The 20,338-nt window shown below is 53.9% G+C and carries 22 protein-coding genes and 1 pseudogene; 11 read left to right on the forward strand and 12 right to left on the reverse strand.

Annotation, left to right across the window (positions count from 1 at the left end):
• Positions 1-2: 2 nt before the first annotated feature.
• Genes dtd through dapF form a run of 4 tightly spaced genes read right to left on the reverse strand, consistent with a single transcriptional unit; the run spans position 3 to position 2,807 of the window.
• Positions 3-452 (reverse strand): D-aminoacyl-tRNA deacylase, encoded by a 450-nt coding sequence (dtd, locus tag BUB13_RS06330; protein ID WP_072906903.1) that lies wholly within the window; start codon positions 450-452, stop codon positions 3-5.
• 1 nt (position 453) lies between these two features.
• Entirely contained in the window at positions 454-1,320 is an 867-nt protein-coding gene (locus tag BUB13_RS06335) for a deoxyribonuclease IV (RefSeq protein ID WP_072906905.1), read from the reverse strand.
• Positions 1,320-1,958: a pyrimidine 5'-nucleotidase gene (locus BUB13_RS06340; protein ID WP_072906907.1), complete on the reverse strand. Its 639-nt coding sequence runs from the start codon at positions 1,956-1,958 to the stop codon at positions 1,320-1,322. The genes BUB13_RS06335 and BUB13_RS06340 overlap by 1 nt, the downstream gene beginning before the upstream one ends.
• Before the next feature lie 9 nt (positions 1,959-1,967).
• Positions 1,968-2,807: a diaminopimelate epimerase gene (dapF, locus tag BUB13_RS06345; RefSeq protein WP_072906909.1), complete on the reverse strand. Its 840-nt coding sequence runs from the start codon at positions 2,805-2,807 to the stop codon at positions 1,968-1,970.
• An 86-nt stretch (positions 2,808-2,893) separates the two neighbouring features.
• On the opposite strand from dapF, the gene BUB13_RS06350 reads away from it, so the two are divergent.
• Together BUB13_RS06350 and BUB13_RS06355 are read left to right on the forward strand one after the other, a co-directional pair.
• Positions 2,894-3,118 (forward strand): hypothetical protein, encoded by a 225-nt coding sequence (locus BUB13_RS06350; protein WP_072906911.1) that lies wholly within the window; start codon positions 2,894-2,896, stop codon positions 3,116-3,118.
• Positions 3,103-3,720, forward strand: a complete 618-nt coding sequence (locus tag BUB13_RS06355; protein ID WP_072906913.1) for a hydroxyacylglutathione hydrolase family protein — start codon at positions 3,103-3,105, stop codon at positions 3,718-3,720. The genes BUB13_RS06350 and BUB13_RS06355 overlap by 16 nt, the downstream gene beginning before the upstream one ends.
• A 68-nt stretch (positions 3,721-3,788) precedes the next feature.
• Here the strand turns inward: BUB13_RS06355 and BUB13_RS06360 are convergent, their stop codons facing one another.
• Genes BUB13_RS06360 through prmA form a run of 3 tightly spaced genes read right to left on the reverse strand, consistent with a single transcriptional unit; the run spans position 3,789 to position 6,958 of the window.
• Positions 3,789-5,276 (reverse strand): RDD family protein, encoded by a 1,488-nt coding sequence (locus tag BUB13_RS06360; RefSeq protein ID WP_072906915.1) that lies wholly within the window; start codon positions 5,274-5,276, stop codon positions 3,789-3,791.
• Positions 5,273-6,040, reverse strand: coding sequence for a 16S rRNA (uracil(1498)-N(3))-methyltransferase (locus tag BUB13_RS06365; RefSeq protein ID WP_072906917.1), 768 nt, complete (start codon positions 6,038-6,040; stop codon positions 5,273-5,275). Before BUB13_RS06365 ends, BUB13_RS06360 begins: the two co-directional genes overlap by 4 nt.
• On the reverse strand, positions 6,041-6,958 hold the full coding sequence (gene prmA, locus BUB13_RS06370) for a 50S ribosomal protein L11 methyltransferase (protein ID WP_072906919.1): 918 nt from the start codon (positions 6,956-6,958) through the stop codon (positions 6,041-6,043).
• A 393-nt stretch (positions 6,959-7,351) separates the two neighbouring features.
• Between prmA and BUB13_RS06375 the strand changes: the two genes are divergently transcribed.
• The 6 genes from BUB13_RS06375 (at position 7,352) to BUB13_RS06400 (ending at position 14,401) form a co-directional block, all read left to right on the forward strand.
• Entirely contained in the window at positions 7,352-8,026 is a 675-nt protein-coding gene (locus BUB13_RS06375) for a response regulator (RefSeq protein ID WP_072906921.1), read from the forward strand.
• The gene (locus tag BUB13_RS06380; protein WP_072906923.1) at positions 8,027-9,457 is read left to right on the forward strand and encodes a sensor histidine kinase; all 1,431 of its coding nucleotides are present in this window, start codon (positions 8,027-8,029) and stop codon (positions 9,455-9,457) included.
• A 250-nt stretch (positions 9,458-9,707) separates the two neighbouring features.
• Positions 9,708-11,315: a thiolase family protein gene (locus BUB13_RS06385; protein WP_072906935.1), complete on the forward strand. Its 1,608-nt coding sequence runs from the start codon at positions 9,708-9,710 to the stop codon at positions 11,313-11,315.
• A 76-nt stretch (positions 11,316-11,391) separates the two neighbouring features.
• Entirely contained in the window at positions 11,392-12,762 is a 1,371-nt protein-coding gene (locus tag BUB13_RS06390) for a HAMP domain-containing protein (protein ID WP_072906937.1), read from the forward strand.
• A gap of 15 nt (positions 12,763-12,777) precedes the next feature.
• Positions 12,778-13,530, forward strand: a complete 753-nt coding sequence (locus BUB13_RS06395) for a response regulator transcription factor (RefSeq protein WP_084091806.1) — start codon at positions 12,778-12,780, stop codon at positions 13,528-13,530.
• A gap of 133 nt (positions 13,531-13,663) precedes the next feature.
• On the forward strand, positions 13,664-14,401 hold the full coding sequence (locus BUB13_RS06400) for a FadR/GntR family transcriptional regulator (protein WP_072906939.1): 738 nt from the start codon (positions 13,664-13,666) through the stop codon (positions 14,399-14,401).
• A gap of 73 nt (positions 14,402-14,474) precedes the next feature.
• Here the strand turns inward: BUB13_RS06400 and BUB13_RS06405 are convergent, their stop codons facing one another.
• Complete coding sequence (locus BUB13_RS06405; protein WP_161947627.1) at positions 14,475-15,326, reverse strand: GGDEF domain-containing protein; 852 nt, start codon at positions 15,324-15,326, stop codon at positions 14,475-14,477.
• Between the two features lie 178 nt (positions 15,327-15,504).
• On the opposite strand from BUB13_RS06405, the gene BUB13_RS06410 reads away from it, so the two are divergent.
• Together BUB13_RS06410 and BUB13_RS06415 are read left to right on the forward strand one after the other, a co-directional pair.
• A complete protein-coding gene (locus BUB13_RS06410; protein WP_072906943.1) occupies positions 15,505-15,780 on the forward strand; it encodes a nucleoside triphosphate pyrophosphohydrolase family protein in 276 nt (91 codons plus the stop codon).
• Complete coding sequence (locus tag BUB13_RS06415; RefSeq protein ID WP_072906945.1) at positions 15,780-16,265, forward strand: MaoC family dehydratase; 486 nt, start codon at positions 15,780-15,782, stop codon at positions 16,263-16,265. Before BUB13_RS06410 ends, BUB13_RS06415 begins: the two co-directional genes overlap by 1 nt.
• A gap of 36 nt (positions 16,266-16,301) precedes the next feature.
• Here BUB13_RS06415 and BUB13_RS06420 read toward each other — a convergent pair whose 3' ends face one another.
• Both BUB13_RS06420 and BUB13_RS06425 read right to left on the reverse strand, forming a co-directional pair.
• Entirely contained in the window at positions 16,302-17,126 is an 825-nt protein-coding gene (locus tag BUB13_RS06420) for a DUF4405 domain-containing protein (protein WP_072906947.1), read from the reverse strand.
• Between the two features lie 104 nt (positions 17,127-17,230).
• Complete coding sequence (locus BUB13_RS06425; RefSeq protein ID WP_072906949.1) at positions 17,231-17,743, reverse strand: SprT-like domain-containing protein; 513 nt, start codon at positions 17,741-17,743, stop codon at positions 17,231-17,233.
• Positions 17,744-17,796: 53 nt separating this feature from the next.
• Between BUB13_RS06425 and BUB13_RS06430 the strand changes: the two genes are divergently transcribed.
• On the forward strand, positions 17,797-18,741 hold the full coding sequence (locus BUB13_RS06430; RefSeq protein ID WP_072906951.1) for a rhomboid family intramembrane serine protease: 945 nt from the start codon (positions 17,797-17,799) through the stop codon (positions 18,739-18,741).
• On the opposite strand, the gene dinB is transcribed toward BUB13_RS06430, so the two are convergent.
• On the reverse strand, positions 18,689-19,834 hold the full coding sequence (dinB, locus tag BUB13_RS06435; RefSeq protein ID WP_072906952.1) for a DNA polymerase IV: 1,146 nt from the start codon (positions 19,832-19,834) through the stop codon (positions 18,689-18,691). The genes BUB13_RS06430 and dinB overlap by 53 nt on opposite strands.
• 75 nt (positions 19,835-19,909) lie before the next feature.
• Positions 19,910-20,200, reverse strand: a pseudogene (locus BUB13_RS06440) (ArsC family (seleno)protein); the annotation flags it as partial.
• Positions 20,201-20,338: the final 138 nt, after the last annotated feature.

The raw sequence follows: 20,338 nt of genomic DNA on the forward strand, positions 1-20,338 counted from the left end.
CCCTAAAACAACCGATGACTGTCAAGCATAATAGTGACCGGCCCGTCATTAACCAGATCGACCGCCATTTCAGCGCGGAAGCGGCCAGTTTGCGCCGGCAGGCCCTGCTTGCGCAAACGCTCGACAAAATAATCGCAAAGCGGCTCGGCCATTTCCGGCAACGCTGCTTGACTGAAGCCGGGGCGTCGCCCCTTGCGGCAATCCGCCAGCAGGGTAAATTGTGACACAACCAGGAGCTCTCCACCGATGTCACTGACCGACAGGTTCATTTTACCAGCCTCGTCCTCGAAAATCCTTAAATTCGCAACTTTATCAGCGATATAATCGGCTGCCTTTTCATCATCCCCCTGTTCGACTCCGAGCAGAACCAGCAGGCCTTGACCGATAGCAGAAATTTTTTCACCATCAACGGTCACTCCGGCCCGGGTCACCCGCTGCACGACAGCACGCATTTCACACCTCCTCGCCATTTGCCAAACGGCGCAGAAACGCCAAATTGGCAAAATCATCACAATGATCCTCACCCGGCGGTGTCTCGATAATCTTTGCCACGGCTGTAAAACGCCAGTCCTGCATCAAGGCGGCGAAGCCATCTGGGCCAATCAACCCGCGCCCGACATGATCGTGCCGATCGACCCGCGAACCGAGTGGCTTTTTGCTGTCATTGGCGTGAAACAGGGCAATCTTATCGCAACCGATCAGGCGGTCGAACCGGTCCATGGTTTCTGCGTAGACCTCGGCGGAGGTCAAATCGTAACCGGCGGTGAAGGCATGACAGGTATCGAAGCAAATAGCAAGCTTGTGACTCGGCAAACGATCAAGAATTTCAGCTAGTTCTTCAAAGCGGGCGCCCAAACAGGTTCCCTGTCCGGCGGTGTTTTCCACCAGCACACGGACATCATCAGGAGCCTGAGAAAAAATTCTGTGGAAACTTTCGATCAGCGTGTTCATACCCGATTCCGGGCCGGCACCGACATGGGCACCTGGGTGCATCACCAAATCCTCGATACCAAGCTGCGAGCAACGCTCCATCTCATCGATAAATGCAGCGATCGATTTATTGCGCAGCTCGGGGTCGGGGCTGGCGAGATTGATCAGGTAGCTGTCGTGGGCAGCAACGTACCCGATATTGCTTTCTTGACGGGCATCATGAAAAGCGACAATCGATTTTTCCGTCAGTGGTTTCGCCTGCCAGCGGCTGGCATTGCGGGTAAACACCTGGATTGCGGTGCAGCCGACGGCTTCACCGCGCGCGAACGCTTTTTCGATGCCACCGGCGATAGAAACGTGGGCACCGATCAGCAAAGGGGGGGCGCCCATCAACGACTCCAGCTGTTGAGCAGAGCCCCGAGTTGCGCCGGTCGGGCCAGTTTGGCATCGACGTAAGAATAATCGTTTTTGCAGTATTCGCCGACCAGTACCGTCTTCATTCCCAACTCTTTGGCTGTTTGCAGGTTCTGCGGCTGGTCTTCAACCATCACGCACTCCGCACCCGACAGGCCGATTTTCCCGAGCACCTGCAGGTAGGGGTCGGGGTTCGGTTTCGGCTGGTAGTTGGCGATACGGATATCGAAAATATCGGCAAACACCCCATCCAGTCCAAGAGCAGCCACCACCCGATCGACATGGCAGCGAGAGCCGTTAGTGAACACGTAACTCGGCACAGGCAAGGCTTCAATACTACAACGCAGTTCATCATCAGCCGACAAACGGCTGCCGACATCGACCTCATGGACATAACTCAGGTAGTCCTCGGGATCGACTTCATGGTGGCGGATCAAACCCTGCAAGGTCGTACCATAATCTTTCCAATACTTCCGCCGCAGGCCATCAACATCCTGCAGCTTGATACCGACCTGCGTCTGCATGTAATGATTAATGCGCACGTCGATCAGCGAGAAGAGATCCTTCTCTGCCGGGTAGAGCGTATTATCCAGATCGAAAAGTACCGCTTTCATATTGCTATCCTAACGCGGATTGAAGTCGCCGGAAAAAACCTCGACCGCCGGGCCGGTCATCATCACCGGGCCCTCTTCCAACCATTCCATCTGCAGGTCCCCCCCACGCAGATGATTGATGATTTTTCTTTCCGTGCGCCCGGTCAGCACCCCGGCCACCGTCACCGCCGAGGCTCCGGTGCCGCAAGCCAGGGTTTCTCCGGCACCCCGTTCCCAAGTCCGCTGGATCACTTCCGTGCGATTGACCACCTGGACGAACTCGACATTGATACGGTTCGGAAAATACTCATGATTTTCCAGCAAAGGGCCGATGGTTTCCAGCGCGCAATTTTCGACATCATCAACAAAAACCACGCAGTGCGGGTTACCCATTGAGAGGCAGGTCGCTTCGACCTCGCCCTGCGCCAAGGGAAGGGTGACGGCGATCGCCTGCTCATTGGCAGGACCAGTCATCGGCAGCTCGCTCCGCATCAGTTTTGGCGGCCCCATGTTGACACTGACCCGCTCAACCAAGCCGGAGCCCCCTGTGAACAGATCGAGTGCCAACACACCGTTGCCGGTTTCAACATCAATGTTCAGTTTCTTGACCAGGCCGTGATCATACACATATTTGGCAACACAGCGAATGCCGTTGCCACACATCTCACCCTCACTGCCATCCGGGTTGAACATGCGCATGCGCACATCGGCTTTGTCGGACGGCATGATCAGAATCAGCCCGTCTGAACCGATACCGAAGTTGCGGTTGCTGACCCGTTGGGAAAGAATCACCGGGTCATCGACCTTCTCTTCGAAACAATTAATATAAACATAATCGTTGCCGGCGCCGTGCATTTTGGTGAATTTCATTTATTTCCTCCGGTTGTTGTTGACCTGAAGTCTCTGATACTATAAACACCCACAGACAGGCTCACAACTGAATTTACGGAGATGATATGGCTTTTAACCTGATTACCAAAGTCTGGCAAACCGGTGCCCTCGATTGGTGGGGAATGATCGATGGTGAAGATGTTTACCTCGGCAACCGCGAATTCCCCCTGCCACCGGAAAACGGTGATGAATGGCTGGTGCGTGCTACCGGCGACCGCTTCAAAGTCATTGAAGGCGAGATCAAACTGATCGCCAAAGAGGAGCCTCCTGAGCCGTGGAAGAGTTATTGATCGTCCAGCTGGATGCCAGTGAGATGGATAATTTTTCCTACTTGGTCTACTGCCCCAAAACCATGCAGGGTGCAGCGGTCGATCCTTCGATGCGTCCAGAAGTCCTGCTGGCGGAGGCCGAACGTTTGGGCGTCCATTTGAACCTGCTGCTGAACACTCACGGTCACCAGGATCATGTCGCCGGAAACCCAAAAATTTTGGCGCAGGGCAATATTAAACTGGCTGCCAGCCCAATTGATGTCGAAAATCCCGACATTCCCCTAGCGGAGGGAGCCAAAATTCCTCTCGGCGCGGGCGAGATTGACGTGCTGCATACCCCTGGCCACACACCCGGCTCAGTGGTGTTTAAAATCGGTCGCAACATTATCACCGGCGACACTCTCTTCGTCAGTCGCTGCGGCCGCGCAGACCTTCCGGGCAGCAAAGTAGACGATTTGTACACCAGCCTGCTGCGTTTGAAAAAACTCCCCCCGGAGACGAAAGTTTATCCCGGTCACGACTACGGCCCGACACCGACCTCGACGATCGGTTGGGAGCTACAAAACAACGATTTCCTCAAATGTCCCGATCTCGACAGTTTCATCAAACTTCGTCTCGGGTAAACGAAAAACGGCTCTGCAATAAATCTGCAGAGCCGTTATCTTTTCAAACGTTTAAATTCCCGTCACCGTCACCCGTCTTCTGCAATCGCTTTGAGTGAAATCAAACGGGTCCCCGCCAGTCGATCGTTCCAGCCACGCCTTTCTGCGCTCGTGAGAATCGCTAGATAACCGAGCCCAAAGGGTAACAGCTGCAGCAAGCCACCGACACTGCGAAGGAAGGCCTGCGAAAACAATAATGATTCGCCATTGGCCGATTCAACCCGCAAACCTGCCAGCATCTTCCCTGGAGTTTGTCCGGCGAGAAAATGAAACAGCGTAAAATAGCCAAATGCGAGAGAGAACAGCACAAGAAAATAAGGGATGGACAGGGCGAGCAAACTCTCGAATGTCGGCAACAGGCCACCAGCCGGGGAGATTGCCGCCTCGGCTGCAATCAGGAAGCTGATGGCAACAAAGAGCAATAAAGTTAAATCACAAGCAAAAGCAACGACCCGCGTACCGGTTGCTGGCAACAGGGGATCAACGTCCTCCTCTGCATTTTCAACGATCGACTCAGGCTCTTCGCTCTCCCCCGCCACAGCACCGATGGCAGCAACAGACACTGCAGTCGCAGCGGCAACTGCCCCAGGCTCACCCATCTCTGTCTGGGGTGTGGATAGAGCAACAGTTCCATTCCCCTCCAGCAATTCGTCTTCACCTGCAGGAGTGACGGCTGCATCCTCAACCGGCTGCGGAGGTGGGAAAAAATCACCCTGGAGGGAATCTTCGTCATCCTGAAGGTATTCGTCCAAAGAAAGTGATGACGCTTCAGAACGCACCTCAGCCGACAGAAAATCGTCCTCTTCTATGTCAGCGACTTCTGTTTCGGTATCGAGAGAATGGGGCGTTGTAATGGAATCCGATTCCGGAGCCTCCTCATCCTGAGAAGACTCCGGTAATTCAAAAGGGTCTTTAGGGTCCTCCTTGGCCCCTGCGCCCTCTTCTTCATCATCAAAATTAACGGTGTCAGGCTCAAACGAGAGATCGTCCTCGATAGGCTCCTCAATTTCTCCACCGGGATCAAAACCGAAATCATCTTCCAGTTCATCACCTCCACCGGCGACTTCGCTATCACTATCCACATCGAAGCTGAAATCATCGCCGCTCGCGGCCCCTCCCTCCTGTTCGGGAGAAGGTAGAGTCTCTTCGACATCTTCATCGGCAGAAGCCTCTTCAAACAGTTCGTCGAAAGAGAGATCTTCCTCTTCTTCGCTATCGCCCATAAAGTCAAAGCCGAAATCATCGCCTTCGTTACTGTCTTCAGCACTATCGGCCGCCTCGTTGACGGCCTGTTCTTCAGCGACAGCTTCCGGTGCAGCTGTGGCCGCAGCAGCGACCACTTCTTCAGCAATGCTGTCGTCTGCTTCAGACGGAAGTGCTCCTGGCGAAGCCATCTGCCCTGGAAAAAGGACACTTACTATCCCGAAACGTTGCTTGTGCTCAGCCAGATCCTTACCGCACTTTTTGCAACTGTCGAGATAGTCAAAACTGTTGTAGCCGCATTTAGGGCATCTCATGACTCATCCTTTCCTTGGTCCGCAGCTCCTTCGCTGCCCCAGCCTTTCGCTAAATCACCATAAAGATATTGTAAAATTGTCATAATCGCAAGTCCAGCGGTCTCGGTACGCAAGATTCTCGGCCCCAGACTGACGGCCTGATAGCCCGCAGAGCGAGCCTGCTCAGCCTCCTGCTTACTGATTCCACCTTCAGGTCCAACAAGAACGGCAACGCTTTTCGGCAAGCCTTTTGTCAACAGCTGGCCGAGCGGTTGCTGGCTTTCTTCCCACAACATTAATTTGAGATCGGCATCAACCGCATGAAGAGCCGACAACAGGTTCTGTTCGAGCTGCAGCTGTGGCAAATGTGGCTGTCCCGACTGTCGAGCTGCCTCCTGAACAATTTTCCGCCAGCGGGTCAGCCGTTTTTGTTCGCGTTCACCTTTCAGCTTACCGACACTGCGCTCCATCTGTGTTGGCAAAAAATGATTGACGCCCAGCTCGGTTCCTTTTTGCAGCACCAGTTCCAGCTTCTCCCCCTTCGGCAGCCCCTGGATCAATTTCAGCCGGCATTCAGGTTCCGGACACTGGTGACGTGAAATGATCTCGGCACTGAAATCCTCCCGGATCACCACCCGCGCAACCTGGCCACGGCCGTCAAAAAGATCAACTTCAGTACCGGGCGAGATCCGCAGTACGGTGCGCAGATGCCTGAGAACATCCTCCGGAAGCTCAACCCGTGACTGCACTGTGCCGGGCAAATCTTCGACAAAAAATCGCTGCATCTATTTCCGCCGGTAGAGCAAACAAATCCACTCGTCCTGAAACTCTGTCGGGTACGACTCTAGCGGCAGATCAGCAAAGCCCTGTCGCACCAGGCTTTCTTTCTCTCGCAGAATCCCGGACAACACCAGCCAACCGCCTGGCCGCAGATGCTCGAGAAAATCATTTTTCAAACGGATATTCTCTTCAGCCAGGATATTAGCGACCAGCAGATCATATTCACCCGGCAGTTCTTCCAGTGGCTGAGAGCTGATTTCGATGCAATCCTGATAGCCGTTTTTGACCACATTTTCCGTCGCCACCCGGCAGGCCAACGGATCGATATCATTCGCCAAGATTTTAGGGCAACCTAAAGCCGCAGCCCCTAAAGCGAGGATCCCGGAGCCGGTGCCAACATCAAGCATATCGCTTGGAGGGTTGTCAGCAGCGAGCAGATCAGCAATCGTCTTCAGACAGAGCATGGTGGTTCCATGCGTACCGGTGCCGAAAGCCATACCGGGGTCGATCTCGATGGCTACTTCTCCGTTCTCAGTCTGGTAATCCTCCCAGCTAGGGTGAATCACCAGGCGCGATCCGATTCGCATGGTAGAGAAATTCTGCTTCCAGTTCTCTGCCCAATCTTCCATGTGAACCTGCTTCGGCTCACTCACATTAAACTGTTCGGCCAGCAATGCCGGCAGCTCTGCCAACTCCTGTTCAATCGTTTCCTTAAGCGAAGAAATATTAGCAATCTCTTCAAAGTAAACTTTCAGGCAGTAACTTTTTTCCGGGTCGAGATCTTCATCCGGGACAACAAAAGTGTCCAGCTGCCGCTCTTCAACAACAGTCCCTCCGGCACCCAATTCCGCGACGACCGCGCCTGCAAGCTCGACCCAGCGACCCGGCATATCAATTTCTATAACAACCCACTCGTTATCCATAACGACCTAATGAATAGTGCAAACAAGATTGATAACGGAGCAAACCAAGAAAAAAGTTGACACAATCGGCAAACTCCGGCTATTCCTAAATTTAGCCCAATGAGACGGCTACTCCTTTTTGAAATCAGGAGTTTATCACATTTTTCTAGCAAAAAAAGCAGATAATTAAAAAAATTTATCATCTTGCTTGCACTTATTAATCCTCTCTGTTAAAGTTAGGGCTGATTTTCATGAGCAGACCCTATAAAAAATCAGAGCCATCGACGCAAAGTCGATGCAACACCTTGAAATATTAAGAAAATAGTAGCTGTTTCAGGCAGCGATCAGAATCTGATAAAAATTGAGACGCGAGGCGCTGCATGACCTCGACATCTTGCACTGAAGGAGAATTCAATGCGCATCCTGGTAGTTGAAGACGAAAAGAAGGTTGCCAGCTTTATCAAGCGGGGTCTGGAAGAAGAAGAATTTGCCGTCGACGTTGCCTACGATGGCGAAGAAGGCGTCTACATGGCGGAAAACAACACCTATGATCTGATCCTGATGGACGTCATGCTGCCGAAAAAAGACGGTTTGAGCGCTATCAGGGAGATCCGGGAAAAGAATATCCCGGTACCGATCCTCTGCCTCACGGCAAAAGATACGGTCGATGACATCGTTTCTGGCCTCGATATCGGCAGCGACGACTACCTGACCAAGCCGTTCGCCTTTGCCGAACTGGTCGCTCGCGTGCGCGCCCTGATCCGCCGTGGTTCGCAGGACCGTGGTGCTGAGCTCTATTTTGCAGACCTGCGGCTCGACCCGGTTGGGCACAAAGTCTGGCGCAGCAGCAAGGAGATCGATCTCACTGCTAAAGAGTACGCCCTGCTCGAATACTTCATGCGCAACCCGAACCAGGTCCTCACCCGGACCATGATTGCCGAGCACGTCTGGGACTACACCTTCGATTCCTTCACCAACATTATCGATGTGTACGTCAACTACCTGCGTAAGAAGATCGACCGGGACTTCGACAAAAAGCTGATCCACACCGTACGTGGCGTCGGTTACGTGCTCAAGGAGTCAGATTAATTGCCGACCGGCACTAAGCTGAGAAACCGCCTCACCCTCTGGAGCTTTGTTCTGCTTTCCATGCTCCTGGGTGTGGGCGGTTTTTTTTGTTATAACGCTCATCAGCAGGAGCAGCTCCGTAATCTGGACAGGCAACTGCTGTTTATCGCCCGAAATTTTGCCTGCAGTTACCGCGAAGTTGCACCGCTGGAATCTGTTCAGAGCGAGTTCTGCAGCGACTTCAATCGGCTGGCGATCCACCAGGCAGGTGCGCAGGCAATAGCCCTTTACTCGGCCGAGGGGAAAATCCTCTGCAGCAATCGGCATCCCGTATCCCACCTGCTACAGCTGGACGAAAATGCACAGAAGAACTCATCGACAGGCAAGGCCTACTTTGAAACTCTGAACGATATCGACGAGCAAAAAATCCGCCGGCTGACCTTTCCAGTCATCCAGCAGGACCAGGCCTTTTATCACCTGCAGCTTGGCCATCCCCTTGATCAGCTCGAAGCGGAATTAGCCGGATACGGATTAATCCTGACGGCCATCGGCCTTTCTTTCGCCTGTTTGCTGACGCTGGCCCAATGGCTTTTCCTTGGCAGCCTTTTTTCACCGATCCAGCGCTTGTCAATACAGATGGATGAAACATCCGAAGAGAACCTGAGACAAAGGTTCAGACCGCCTTTTTTAGCAGGGGCCGAAATACAACAATTGGCCGCCAGCTATAACGGCTTTACCGAACGGATAACCAGCATCCTGAAGCGTTCTCGCCAATTTGCCACTGATGTCACTCACGAACTACGCACCCCCTTGACCATCATGCGCGGAGAAACGGAACTTGCTCTGCGCGGTGACAAAACGGCCGAAGAGTTGAAGCAAGTCCTCAACTCCAACCTGGAAGAACTCAGTCGCATGGGGCACCTGGTCGATGACCTTCTGCTGTTATCGAAAAGTGAGCTTGGCGAAATACCGTTGAAAATGGAAGCCCTCAATTTGAACGGACTGCTCGAAGAGCTGCATTTTCACGGCACCATTATCGCCGAGCCGAAACAGATTACCGTCAACTTAAAGGGGCCGGAAAAGCAGGTCAGCCTTTTCGCCGATGCCAACCGCATCCGCCAAGTCTTCCTCAACCTGCTGACAAATGGTATCAAATATACCCCTGAAGGCGGCAGCGTCACCATCGACTGGACAGTCCAGGAAGAAACCGCACGGATTATTTTCCAGGATACTGGCATCGGCATCGACAGTGAACATCAGCAACATATTTTCGACAGATTCTACCGCATCAACAAAACTGGCAACCGCAACGATGGCGGCTCGGGATTGGGATTGGCCATCGCCAAGTGGCTGGTCGAGGCCCACGGCGGCTCAATCATGGTCTGTTCAGTTCCGGGCGAAGGCAGTAGCTTCGCCATAACGCTGCCGCTGACTCACAAGCCGGACAAATGAAAATAGGCGAGTAATCTCAGAATATTGCAAAGCGAGAATTAAATAATCATTTTTCAGTTCACTTTTACCCGCAGGTATTATATATCTCTGCAGATGAAACCTCTTACGAGGTTTCGCGCCCCGAAGACCTCCCCCCCCTCCAGGTCTTTGGGGCGTTTTTATTTGTCCTTCGTTAAATCGTCTTCCTTATCTTTACCGCAACGAGCCTCCACCGCTATGATGCAGAGAACCTTTGCCTTTGGGAGGAAAGATGAAACGCACATTCCAGCCTCGCCCGGTTTTTCTGGCCGACTCCTTCATGCTGCCGGTCGGCAAGTATAACGGCAAGCACCGCGAAAAACTCAGTTTTCTGGAATTAGTAGACGCCCTCACCCCACTGATCGACAACGCCCCTGTTGAAAAGGAAAAAATCAGCTGCGTAGTGGTCGGAAGCCAAAATCCCTTTGCATTTTCAGGTATCGACAACGTCGCAGCGAAGGTATGTGGCCGTCTCGGCATCAGCGGAGCGAAATCGTTGCTGGTTGACACCGCCTCATCGTCTGGTGCCAGCGCTTTCGAAGCGGCCTATCTGGAGGTTGCATCCGGCCAGCATGAACACGTCCTGGCTATCGGTGTACAAAAAATGAGCGACGTCAGCACGCTCGATGCGACAAAAATCGTTGCCGGAGTGATCGATCGCGATGAAGCGGAATACGGCCTGACCATGCCAGCCTGTGGTGCACTGGTCGCCCAATCGCTGATGACTGAATTTGGTCTCAATGAAAAAGAGTGGACAGATTACTCGGCTCGCTGGACCGAGCGGGCACAGCATTTTGCTGCGCAGAACCCAAACGCTCATTTCAATTTTGAAATTCCGGCGGAAAAATATTTCGCGGATATCGAAAGTGGCAAAAACTACCTCTACTACAACCCACTGCGCTATTACGATTTCTGCCCCATGTCGGACGGCATCGCAGCCTGCCTGCTCACTGCCGCTGAAAACCGGGTGCGGGTAGCCGGAGTCGGCTCCGGCACAGACATCCCAACCATTGCCGACCGCCTGACCTTCACAAGCTTTCCGGCCACCCTGATCGCACTGCGGCAAGCTCTTGGGCTGGCCGGCCTTGAAAACCTGCAGCAACTGGAAGGAAATATCCACATCAACATGCACGACCCGTTCAATGGCTTCGGCCCGATCAACCTGGTCGATCTGGGCGTGGTCCCGCGCGAGCGACTTTTCGAAGGACTTCTCGACCCTGCCCTGACCGGACCAAACGGCAGCTACCCAACCAACCTGACCGGCGGGCTGAAAGGTCGGGGGCATCCACTCGGCGCAACCGGCATGGTGCAGATCGTCGAAAATCATCAGCTTCTGTGCGAAGGCCGCTACAAAGCCGCTCTTTCTCACTCGATCGGTGGCCCAATCAACAACAACGTGGTTGTCCTGCTGGAAGAGAATCAGCACTACCAGCAAAGGAACGCAGAACCTTATCAACCGGAACGCCTGCAGCAACTCGGCCACCTGAAACCGAGCGAAATCAACCTCGAAACGCTGCTTGGCAAAGACCAGAAGTTTACTGGCCGTTTGTTGGCAAAAACCTCAAAATTCGATTACCGCAGCGGTGAACCAGAGCGGACTCTTCTGCTTTTCTCCACCAGCTACGGAAAAGAAAAGTACCGTTTCCTGATCGGCGTCGATCCCCAGGCGACCGAAGCCCTTGACGGATTGTCAGCGGGTGAGAAAATTCAGTTGCAGCAGGTTGATGGCGAGCTACGCGTCAACGACGTTCCGATTCGCCGCTTCTACCGCAAAACAATTTCCGGCGTGGTCGAACTGGCTGACAGCGCGTTCCGCCATCTGCGGCGTAAAAAGCGATAATTATTGGCTGAACAGGCAATCGCAGACTGCGTATCTGCACAGTGTATTTCGTCTCTTATCGTGTTAGGCTGCGCCAATGCGCATAACGATTAAACAACAAGTCCTGCTCGCCCCGGCGACCGTGCTGCTGCTGCTGATACTGCTGCTCGGCTTCATGCACTACACCTACTGGGACCTGTCGAGCAAACGGGAACAGGCGAAGCAAATCGGCAATACTTTTGTTGCCGTTGCTGAAGCCGACATGGCGGCCCGACGGCTGCATGTGCTGATCCGCACTCTGCAGCATACCGGCATGGCGACACCGGAAGACATGGCGCTGGTCACGGATCTTTACGACCGACTGGCATCCGCGGTCGACCGGATTGAACCTTTCGGCCCCCTGAAAGAGACCAATGATGTTGACGAGTTGCAGCGCCTCGTGGAAAAGCTCAACCCGTCAATCAGCGTTGAACCGGAGTTGACTGCAGAATTGTTTGCACATTTCCGGGGCAGGCTCTCCAATCTTTCCAACACAACCCAGCTGCATCGCAACAAATTGCGCCACCTGCACAGCCAGGACATCAACACACTGATGGAACACACGGTGCTGGTATCGATCAGCGTGCTGGTGCTGGCGATCCTGCTCTGTTTGCTGATTGCCACCTACTTCAGTCGCCGAATCATGGTACGGATCCAGAAATTGTCGGACAATGCCGGCCGGATTGCTGCGGGGGATCTGGAGTTGCCACCAGCGCCGAAACGGATCAATGACGAACTGGACGCGCTGGCATTATCGATCAACCGGATGACCAATCGCCTGATTCAGGTGGTCGGCACGGAAAAGCTGCTGGAAGGTGCTGAAGAGGAACGCAGGCGGATTGCCATGGACCTGCACGATCAATCACTGGCGGACCTTTCCTCGGTGCTACGCGGTCTGCAGAACCTTTCGGCGAAAGCTCCCGATCAGCAAACCGAACACAGCGTCATAACCCTTGAACAGGACCTCGACCGTGCTATTACCAACCTGCGTGACATCATGAACAACCTGCACCCGCAGGCGCTCGACATTCTTGGTCTGGGTGCAGCAATCGAGGCCCATCTCGATCAGCACTGTTTCCGTGAAGGTTTACCGGAATACAATCTCTACATCGACCCACGCAGCAGTGACCTTGACCTGAGCCGCGTGCAGAAACTAAGCATTTACCGCATCGCCCTGGAAGCGATTCAAAACGTCCTCAAGCACGCCGCTGCCAGCCGCTACGAAGTCAACCTGGAGGTGCGTGACAAGCTGCTGGTGATGTCGGTTGAAGACAACGGTAAAGGTTTCGATTGCAACCGAGTCTCCGATGGGGGACGCGGCCTTAACAACATCCGCGAACGTGCCCGTGCCATCGGTGCAGACGTCAGCTGGCAACCATCCCGTTTTTCCAGCGGCACCCGCTTCGAACTTGCCCTCCCAACCACTTGATTCTTGGAGATCCTGATGGAATCACTGGAAATTCTGATAGCAGAAGACAACCCGAAAGATTTTGAATTTCTCGAGCAGGTGCTGGCCGAATGGGAAGAAGAGGTGAAGATCACCCGTGCTCCAAACGGCAAGGTGGCGCTGGAGATGGGCTTGGAACGAAGCAACCCGCTGGTGATCAGCGATATCCAGATGCCGGAGATGAACGGCATCGATTTTGCCCGCAGCCTGTGGGAAAAACAGCCGGAAGCCCGTATCGTTTTCTGGAGCCAGTTCAAAGACGAAATGTACGTCCGCGCACTGGCAAAAGTGGTGCCGCCGGAGACGGTCTATGGCTACATCCTCAAATCGAGCGCGCGCGACCGTATCGCTTCGGCTATCCGCACCGTGCTGTTGGAAGAACAGTGCTGGATCGCGCCGGAAGTACGCAAGGTGCAAGGGCGGGCGGGACACAGCTTAACTGCGCTGTCCGACATTGAATACGAAGCGCTGCTTGACATCTCTCTCGGCCTCACCGACAACCTGATCGCCCAGCGCCGCTACCTTTCCCGACGCGGCGTCCAGAGCCGGCTCAACTCGCTCTACAACAAGCTGGGGCTGGATCAGGAGCAGTTCCACTGCAAGAAAGTCGGTGACTCCTTCAACCTGCGCAACCGCGCCGTCGCCGTTTCTCTGGCACGCGGGCTGATCAATGCCTTTGAAATGGAGCGGGAAGAAAAAGATTTCCAGCTTTGGTTCAAACGCTTCCAGCAGAGCAACACACCCAAATAACTCCTGCAGCTGAACTGGTATGACCGGAAAAGAGGACTTTCTTCGAGCAAGAAAGTCCTCTTTGCGCTCTCACTTCTTGTTATTTCTCCCGAAGCTATGGTAAAAGGTCTTACCAAGAAGCTCGGAGGAGAATATGGCCACTGTGTTTAAACCGATCCGCCCCAAAAAACTGTCTGAAGAGATCGTCGATCAGATCAAAGAACTGATCTCCCGAGGAGAGTTGAAGCCGGGCCAGCGCATACCATCCGAACGTGAACTCGCATCCTTTCTCGGCGTCAGCCGCCCATCGGTTCGTGAAGCGATCATGGTTCTGGAAGCGATGGGTTTTCTCGAGTCGCGGCAGGGCGGCGGCACCTACGTCCGCTCTCTCGCAGATGTCACCATGGCCGACCCGCTGGCCAACATGGTCGAACGGCGCGACCCGCGCATGCTGCACGCACTCACCGAAGTTCGCATCGGACTGGAAACTTGGTCGGCATATTTAGCTGCGAAGCGAGCGGAAGATTCTGAAATCGAGCGCTTGCGTGAACTTTACTCCATCATGGAGGATCAGGCACAAACCGGCGGCTGGGATGCCGATATCGATTCGCAATTCCACCTGACCATCACCGCAGCGACCCACAACACGCTGCAGGTGCATGTTCTCGATACCATCCAGTCACTGTTCCAGACCACCATCATGGTTGCTCTGAGCGAATTTTACAGCAAGGAAGGTTACATTGAATTGCTGCTGAACCATCACCGCGAAATCATGGAAGCGATCGCTGACCGTGATCCCGAACGTGCCCGCGATAAAATGATGGAACACCTGACGCTGGTGGAAGAAAAACTTGCCCTTTTCCTGCAGAAAGAACGACCGGACACGGTTTAGAAAATACATAGACATGAGAAGAGGCTGCCAGAACCGGGCAGCCTTTTTTACTTTCACTGCAAAACGAGAAAAATCAGGATTCTTTCTCCGGCAGGAAAATATTAGGAGCCGCCACCACCCTGTTGCGTCCCTGGTCTTTCGCCTGGTAAAGCGCTTTATCGGCCTGCTTAAGCAATTGCTGGGAACTGGTTAATTCAGGCGCCAGCGTTGACACACCGATACTCACCGTCACCTGCAGGTCCTCTTCCAGGTCAGACTCCCCCTTTTTCACTAGGACCGTATTTTCAATGGCAAAACGTAAGCGTTCCGCCAGCAGGTGCGCGTTATCCCCCCTGGTATGCGGAAGGATCAGCAGCAGCTCCTCGCCACCGTAGCGCGCCACGACATCCGATTCCCGCACCGTTGTCACGATCAATTCAGCGAGCCGCTTAAGCACAATATCACCTACGGGGTGGCCAAAACGATCGTTCACCAGTTTGAAACGGTCAATATCAACCATAAGCAGTGACATGGGAAAATCGTAGCGCTTGGAACGAAAGAATTCCTCGTGAAGCCGTTTCTCCAGAAAACGGCGATTGTAAATTCCCATCAGAGAGTCGGTTGTACTCTCATATTCAAGGGTGAAAATACGCTTGATATCGTTGGCGGTATTAAGTGAAAGATTACAGACCAGCAGCACAAAGAGTGCACCGAAAAAGAAAATCAACGGCACGATCAGGTCAACGAACCCCTCATAAACGCCCCAATGCAAAATGGCGTAGCTGACATACCCGGCAACGAAAAAGGAGATCAGAATGGAGAGAGCCTGCCACCAGGTACGAACCGGACCCGGCGGAAGCTGCAGAATCAATCGCCCGACCGGAACAACTGCCGACAACAGCATCAGGGTCCCGCCCAGCAGCAGAACACTTATCAGTAAACTCATCCCCATAGAGCTGTTATAACCTCACAATCATCCCCCCGGCATTGTTGACAAGAAAAGTATATTAATGCGAGCCAATAAAATCAAGTTCCTTCATAAAGATCTTTGAAAATATTCCCTGCGCACACCAGCCGCCGCATGCTAAAGTGCTTCGACTTCAGATAGCGATAAAGAGGAAAGAATGGAACGTGAACAGCTCTATCAGGCGACGATCAAAAAATGGGGCGAAGATGCCCAGTATGATCAGGCAGTTGAGGAATGTGCCGAACTGATTGCCGCACTGAAACATTTCCGTCGCGGTAAAATCGACAAGCAGTCAGTGATCAGCGAGCTGGCGGACGTCAGTTTAATGCTCGGCCAACTCTGCTGGATGTTTGGACAAGCAGAGGTTGACGACGCCATCCGGGAAAAATTGAAAAAACTGGACAAGCTGCTGAGCGACGAGGAAGGAATCTGATGATGACAACTGCCGCAATTGCCGAGCTGCTTAACTATCTGCAGCCTCAAATCGGACAGGAAATTCATGTCGGCCCCTGGTTGGAGATCGATCAGCAGCGAATCGACAAATTTGCCGAGGTGACCGGCGACCTGCAGTGGATTCACATCGATCCCGAACGGGCGGAAAAAGAATCGCCTTACGGCAGCACCATCGCCCACGGCTACCTGACGCTGTCACTACTGCCCTTCCTGACCGAAAGCAACCATCCTGACTTTTTCCAGAAGAACTATCCTGGCATGAAATACCGGGTCAACTACGGACTGAACAAAGTCCGCTTCCCCTCGCCGGTCAAAGTCGGCAGCAGGTTAAGAGCACGGACAGTCATCGATCAGGTCGATGAGGTTAAAAAAGGGGTGCAAATCTGCTACCGGATCACCGTCGAAATCGACGGCAGCGAAAAACCGGCCTGCGTCGCCGAATTTCTTGCCCGGGTTTACCCATAAAAAGAGGAGAGGCACTCGGCCTCTCCTCTTTTCTCACTATTTCTGCAGCTGATAAATCTCGGCGTAAAGTGTATGTGGATCGATACCGTTGGCAGCAGCGATATCTTTCATCTGCTGGTCCAGCTGCGCACTGATGTTTTTCGCCGCCAGTCCCTGAATGATCTCCGCCGGGTTCAAACCGTACATTTCACAGATTTGTGCCAGCGTTCTCTTGCCAGTGCCTCCCAGGGCTTCTTCCGGCATCGTCTCAGCTGCACTCTGCTCGACCTGCGGTTTGATCGTCAGGTAAATAGCCTGCGGCGACAGGCCGTTGGCATCGGCAATCTCCTGCATCGGCTGCTGCGGGCTATCCAGCTTGATCCCAGCCTTCTGCAGCAACTCCAGCGCAATTTCCAGCTCAACATCAACTTTCTTGGCAAAGTCTGCCAACGGCGATAATTCAGCGTGTCCATAAGGCGGCTCGCCGTACGTCAGGTTCGCTTTTTCGCTGATCGTTTCGCCCAGATGAATCACCGAGCTCATCGGTGGAATCCCGGCCAGTGTCCCCCAGAAAACGACGAGAGTGACCAGCAGCGAAACATTGAATTCGGGTGTAAAAACCCGGACCTGTTTCGACTTGTTCTTCATGTAAGTGACAATCGGTGTCCAGTTGTAATAAATGTGCAGCAGAATAGAAATCAGGAAAAGGACACCGAGGTTGATGTGGACGTTGCCCCACTCAACCTTGCTCATTCCCCAGAGCTGGTAGCCGGACCAGTAGGCCACCCGACCCGCCGGTACGATGTAAAGCACCACGCTGGTCAGCATCAGCAGGACGAACGAGATCAAAGCGGTCAAAGAAGTAATTCTACGCATATTCATAAATAATCCCCTGTAGAAGTTTTATTTTTAGGAATTATATCAATATCTACATGTTTAGATGTGTAAAGATTTGTAAAAATTTTACCTTGCAAAAATATCAGTTTCTAAACCGGCTTCAAGCGTCCACCACATTCACGATGCAGATATTTTCCCCGCCGGTTCAACCGCCGCAACCGGCGCAGCTCAAAACCGCATCGGCTGCAGACGGCAACAACCTTCAAGCGCTCAGCATACAAGCTGTCCAGTTGTTCGCTGCGACCAGTGACCTGCGGCTCTATCCCCAGGGCTAGCGCCCATCGACACCACTGCGGGCCGTGCGCGCGAGAATACTTCCCCCGCCCTTTGCGGGAAAGATGATCGCAGGCGTGAGCAACTTCGTGCAGAAAAGTTTCCGCCAGCAGCTCCGCTTCCTGGGCAAATTGCAGGCGGATGCAGACCGGCTTCCCCAAACGGGAGACATAACAACCGAGCCTGCGCACCGCACGACTGCGATGGACAGGCACTGATTCCAGCTCCAGCAACAATTCTTTTGCCGCCCGGCGGTCAAGCTGTTCATCGAGCGCGCGCAGAATCTGCGACCAGAGACCTGATTTAATTGCGAATGTTTTTACCGTCATAGTGAACAAAAAAAGCTGATGACCATACCTGCCGCTTCTGCCAAGATAGCCGTATGGATCAGGAAGAAATTAGCGTTGAACAGCTCGACTGGATTCCCGTCCCGTCCCAGTTGCGCGACGGCTTACAGAATCAGCCACTGTCGAAACGCCAGATGCGTAACTGGAGTCTGGTGCTGCAGTCCCGTCGTATCCGCTTCCGTATTCGCCGCGTGCAACAGGGTTGGCAGCTGCAGGTTCCAGTCGAACGATACCAGAAAGCGCTGGACGAGCTACGGACATTCGAACAGGCGAACCGTAACTGGCCGCCACCGTTGCCGCAGCTGCCACAACAAAAAGAGAATACCGCCAGCACCATCTGGGTGCTGATCTGCCTCGGCCTTTTCCATATTCTAACCCAGAAACAGGTCTCATTGTTAGGCCATGCAGCTGTCGACTGGTACGGGCTCGGCAACGCCGATGCCGGGAAAATTCTCGACGGCCAGTGGTGGCGGCTGGTCACCGCCCTCACCCTGCACTCCGGCGGGGTGCACCTGACCGGAAATATTGTTGTCGGCGGCATCTTCGCCAATCGGCTTTGCCGTGAACTGGGCGGCGGAGTAGGCTGGAGTCTGCTGCTGCTCTGCGGTGCAGGCGGCAACCTGCTTAACGCCCTAATGCAATCCCCCAGCCACCGCTCGATCGGCGCGTCAACTGCGGTTTTCGCCGCCGTCGGCCTGCTCGCCGCCATCAACATGATGCGATACCGCGGCAACCTGCGCCACCGCTGGCCGCTGCCGGTCGCTGCAGCGCTTGGCCTGCTGGCACTGCTCGGCGTCGGTGGCGAAAACACCGATATCGGGGCCCACCTGTTCGGCTTCGCCTGCGGCACCCTTGCAGGCATTCTCTACGGAAAATTTGCCAGCGACACCCCGCCATCCGGCAAGGTCAACCTGTTACTGGTTTTGTTCAGTCTTCTGCTGCCGCTATCCTGCTGGCTGCTTGCCCTGCTATTCGGCTGATTGCAAGCCCCTCTTCGAACGGCAGTTCCATCTGCAACGACTCAACGACCGGGATATCTGTCGTCAAATGGGAGATGGTCAGGCCCAACAAACGCACGGCTCGTTGCCCGGCTGCTGTCTTTTTCAGCAGCTCTTCAGCCAACGGCAGCATCTCAACTGCATCGGAAATCGGTTCATCCCGGGTATAAGAACGGGTGACAGTCTGGAAATCGGCGTACTTCACTTTCAGGGTGATAGTCTGGCCGCTGGTTTCTTTCGCCTGCAGCAGCGCAGCAACCCGTTCGGCAAGATCGCCGAGGATGGTTAGCATCTGGCCGATATCGGCAACATCTTCGCTCAGGGTCGTCTCTTTACCGATCGATTTGCGTACCCGGTTCGGCGTCACCGGGCGCAGGTCGATGCCGCGGGCGATGTGATAATAGTAGCCGCCCGCTTTGCCGAAATGGCGGTCCAGTTCCTGCCGCGAACGCTGCTTGAGATCGACCCCGGTCAGAATACCGAGGTTATTCATCCGCTTCTCCGTCACCCGGCCGATCCCGTGGAACCGGCGAACCGGCAAAGAATCGATTACCTGCTGCGCCTGCTCCGGCGTAACCACGGTCAAACCATCGGGCTTCTGCATGTCAGAGGCAAGCTTGGCGAGAAACTTGTTGTATGACACCCCGGCCGATGCGGTCAGTTTCGTGACGTCCCGAATCGACTGGCGGATCTCCTGTGCCACCCAGGTCGCTGATTTTATGCCCGGCTTGTTTTCACTGACATCGAGATAAGCTTCATCGAGGGAAAGCGGTTCGACCAGATCGGTGTAGCGATGAAAAATCTCGCGGATCTGCATCGATGCTTCACGGTAGGCTGCAAAACGCGGGCGGACAAAAATCGCCTGCGGGCAAAGCCGGTAAGCACGAGCACAGGACATGGCGGAGTGGATGCCGAACCGACGAGCCTCGTAGGAGCAGGTCGCCACTACCCCCCGACCTCCGGGGTCGCCACCTACGATTACCGGCCGGCCACGCAGTTGCGGATTGTCCCGCTGCTCAACCGAAGCGTAGAAGGCATCCATATCGACGTGAATGATTTTTCGCTGCGTACTCATGTGCTTATTGGAAAAAGCAAAAGAAAAGCTGCCTCCAATGTTGGGGCAGCTTCCCGCTAAGTTAATCAGAAATCGCTACTTGACCCAATCCTGATACATATCCAGGTTGAACCCGACGACATAATCGTTGCCAACACGGTAAGTCGGTGCCCGCAGGTTGCCACTTGGGCCCATAACATTTTTAAGTACCATCTCTTTTTCTGCAGCGACATCCTCGAATCGCTGCACCTTCTTGCCCTTTGCCACGCTGATCGAATCCGCACCCTGTATCATTGCCCATGCTTGATCGGCGTCGATCCGCTCTTTGCGCGCATCGGTCACTTCATCCGTCTCTACTTTGGCGTTCTCAAGAAACTCTTGAGCATTTTTACAGGACGTTCAGCCCTTTCTCAAGTAAGCCCAATCAATTTTCATCACAACCTCCTTCGGTTCTAGTTCGAGAAAAGATACCACACCCGGAGGCCAAAACAAAAACAGGCACGGTCACATTTTGCAACCGCGCCT

This window comes from Malonomonas rubra DSM 5091 (assembly GCF_900142125.1).
In the GTDB taxonomy this organism is placed as follows: Bacteria; Desulfobacterota; Desulfuromonadia; order Desulfuromonadales; family Geopsychrobacteraceae; genus Malonomonas; species Malonomonas rubra.

Excerpts from the sequence above, each read along its gene's own strand:
- dtd (WP_072906903.1), bottom strand. The coding sequence starts at position 452 with ATGCGTGCTGTCGTGCAGCGGGTGACCCGGGCCGGAGTGACCGTTGAT.
- BUB13_RS06335 (WP_072906905.1), bottom strand. The coding sequence starts at position 1,320 with ATGGGCGCCCCCCCTTTGCTGATCGGTGCCCACGTTTCTATCGCCGGT.
- BUB13_RS06340 (WP_072906907.1), bottom strand. The coding sequence starts at position 1,958 with ATGAAAGCGGTACTTTTCGATCTGGATAATACGCTCTACCCGGCAGAG.
- dapF (WP_072906909.1), bottom strand. The coding sequence starts at position 2,807 with ATGAAATTCACCAAAATGCACGGCGCCGGCAACGATTATGTTTATATT.
- BUB13_RS06350 (WP_072906911.1), top strand. The coding sequence starts at position 2,894 with ATGGCTTTTAACCTGATTACCAAAGTCTGGCAAACCGGTGCCCTCGAT.
- BUB13_RS06360 (WP_072906915.1), bottom strand. The coding sequence starts at position 5,276 with ATGAGATGCCCTAAATGCGGCTACAACAGTTTTGACTATCTCGACAGT.
- BUB13_RS06365 (WP_072906917.1), bottom strand. The coding sequence starts at position 6,040 with ATGCAGCGATTTTTTGTCGAAGATTTGCCCGGCACAGTGCAGTCACGG.
- prmA (WP_072906919.1), bottom strand. The coding sequence starts at position 6,958 with ATGGATAACGAGTGGGTTGTTATAGAAATTGATATGCCGGGTCGCTGG.
- BUB13_RS06375 (WP_072906921.1), top strand. The coding sequence starts at position 7,352 with ATGCGCATCCTGGTAGTTGAAGACGAAAAGAAGGTTGCCAGCTTTATC.
- BUB13_RS06385 (WP_072906935.1), top strand. The coding sequence starts at position 9,708 with ATGAAACGCACATTCCAGCCTCGCCCGGTTTTTCTGGCCGACTCCTTC.
- BUB13_RS06390 (WP_072906937.1), top strand. The coding sequence starts at position 11,392 with ATGCGCATAACGATTAAACAACAAGTCCTGCTCGCCCCGGCGACCGTG.
- BUB13_RS06395 (WP_084091806.1), top strand. The coding sequence starts at position 12,778 with ATGGAATCACTGGAAATTCTGATAGCAGAAGACAACCCGAAAGATTTT.
- BUB13_RS06400 (WP_072906939.1), top strand. The coding sequence starts at position 13,664 with ATGGCCACTGTGTTTAAACCGATCCGCCCCAAAAAACTGTCTGAAGAG.
- BUB13_RS06405 (WP_161947627.1), bottom strand. The coding sequence starts at position 15,326 with ATGAGTTTACTGATAAGTGTTCTGCTGCTGGGCGGGACCCTGATGCTG.
- BUB13_RS06410 (WP_072906943.1), top strand. The coding sequence starts at position 15,505 with ATGGAACGTGAACAGCTCTATCAGGCGACGATCAAAAAATGGGGCGAA.
- BUB13_RS06415 (WP_072906945.1), top strand. The coding sequence starts at position 15,780 with ATGATGACAACTGCCGCAATTGCCGAGCTGCTTAACTATCTGCAGCCT.
- BUB13_RS06420 (WP_072906947.1), bottom strand. The coding sequence starts at position 17,126 with ATGAATATGCGTAGAATTACTTCTTTGACCGCTTTGATCTCGTTCGTC.
- BUB13_RS06425 (WP_072906949.1), bottom strand. The coding sequence starts at position 17,743 with ATGACGGTAAAAACATTCGCAATTAAATCAGGTCTCTGGTCGCAGATT.
- BUB13_RS06430 (WP_072906951.1), top strand. The coding sequence starts at position 17,797 with ATGGATCAGGAAGAAATTAGCGTTGAACAGCTCGACTGGATTCCCGTC.
- dinB (WP_072906952.1), bottom strand. The coding sequence starts at position 19,834 with ATGAGTACGCAGCGAAAAATCATTCACGTCGATATGGATGCCTTCTAC.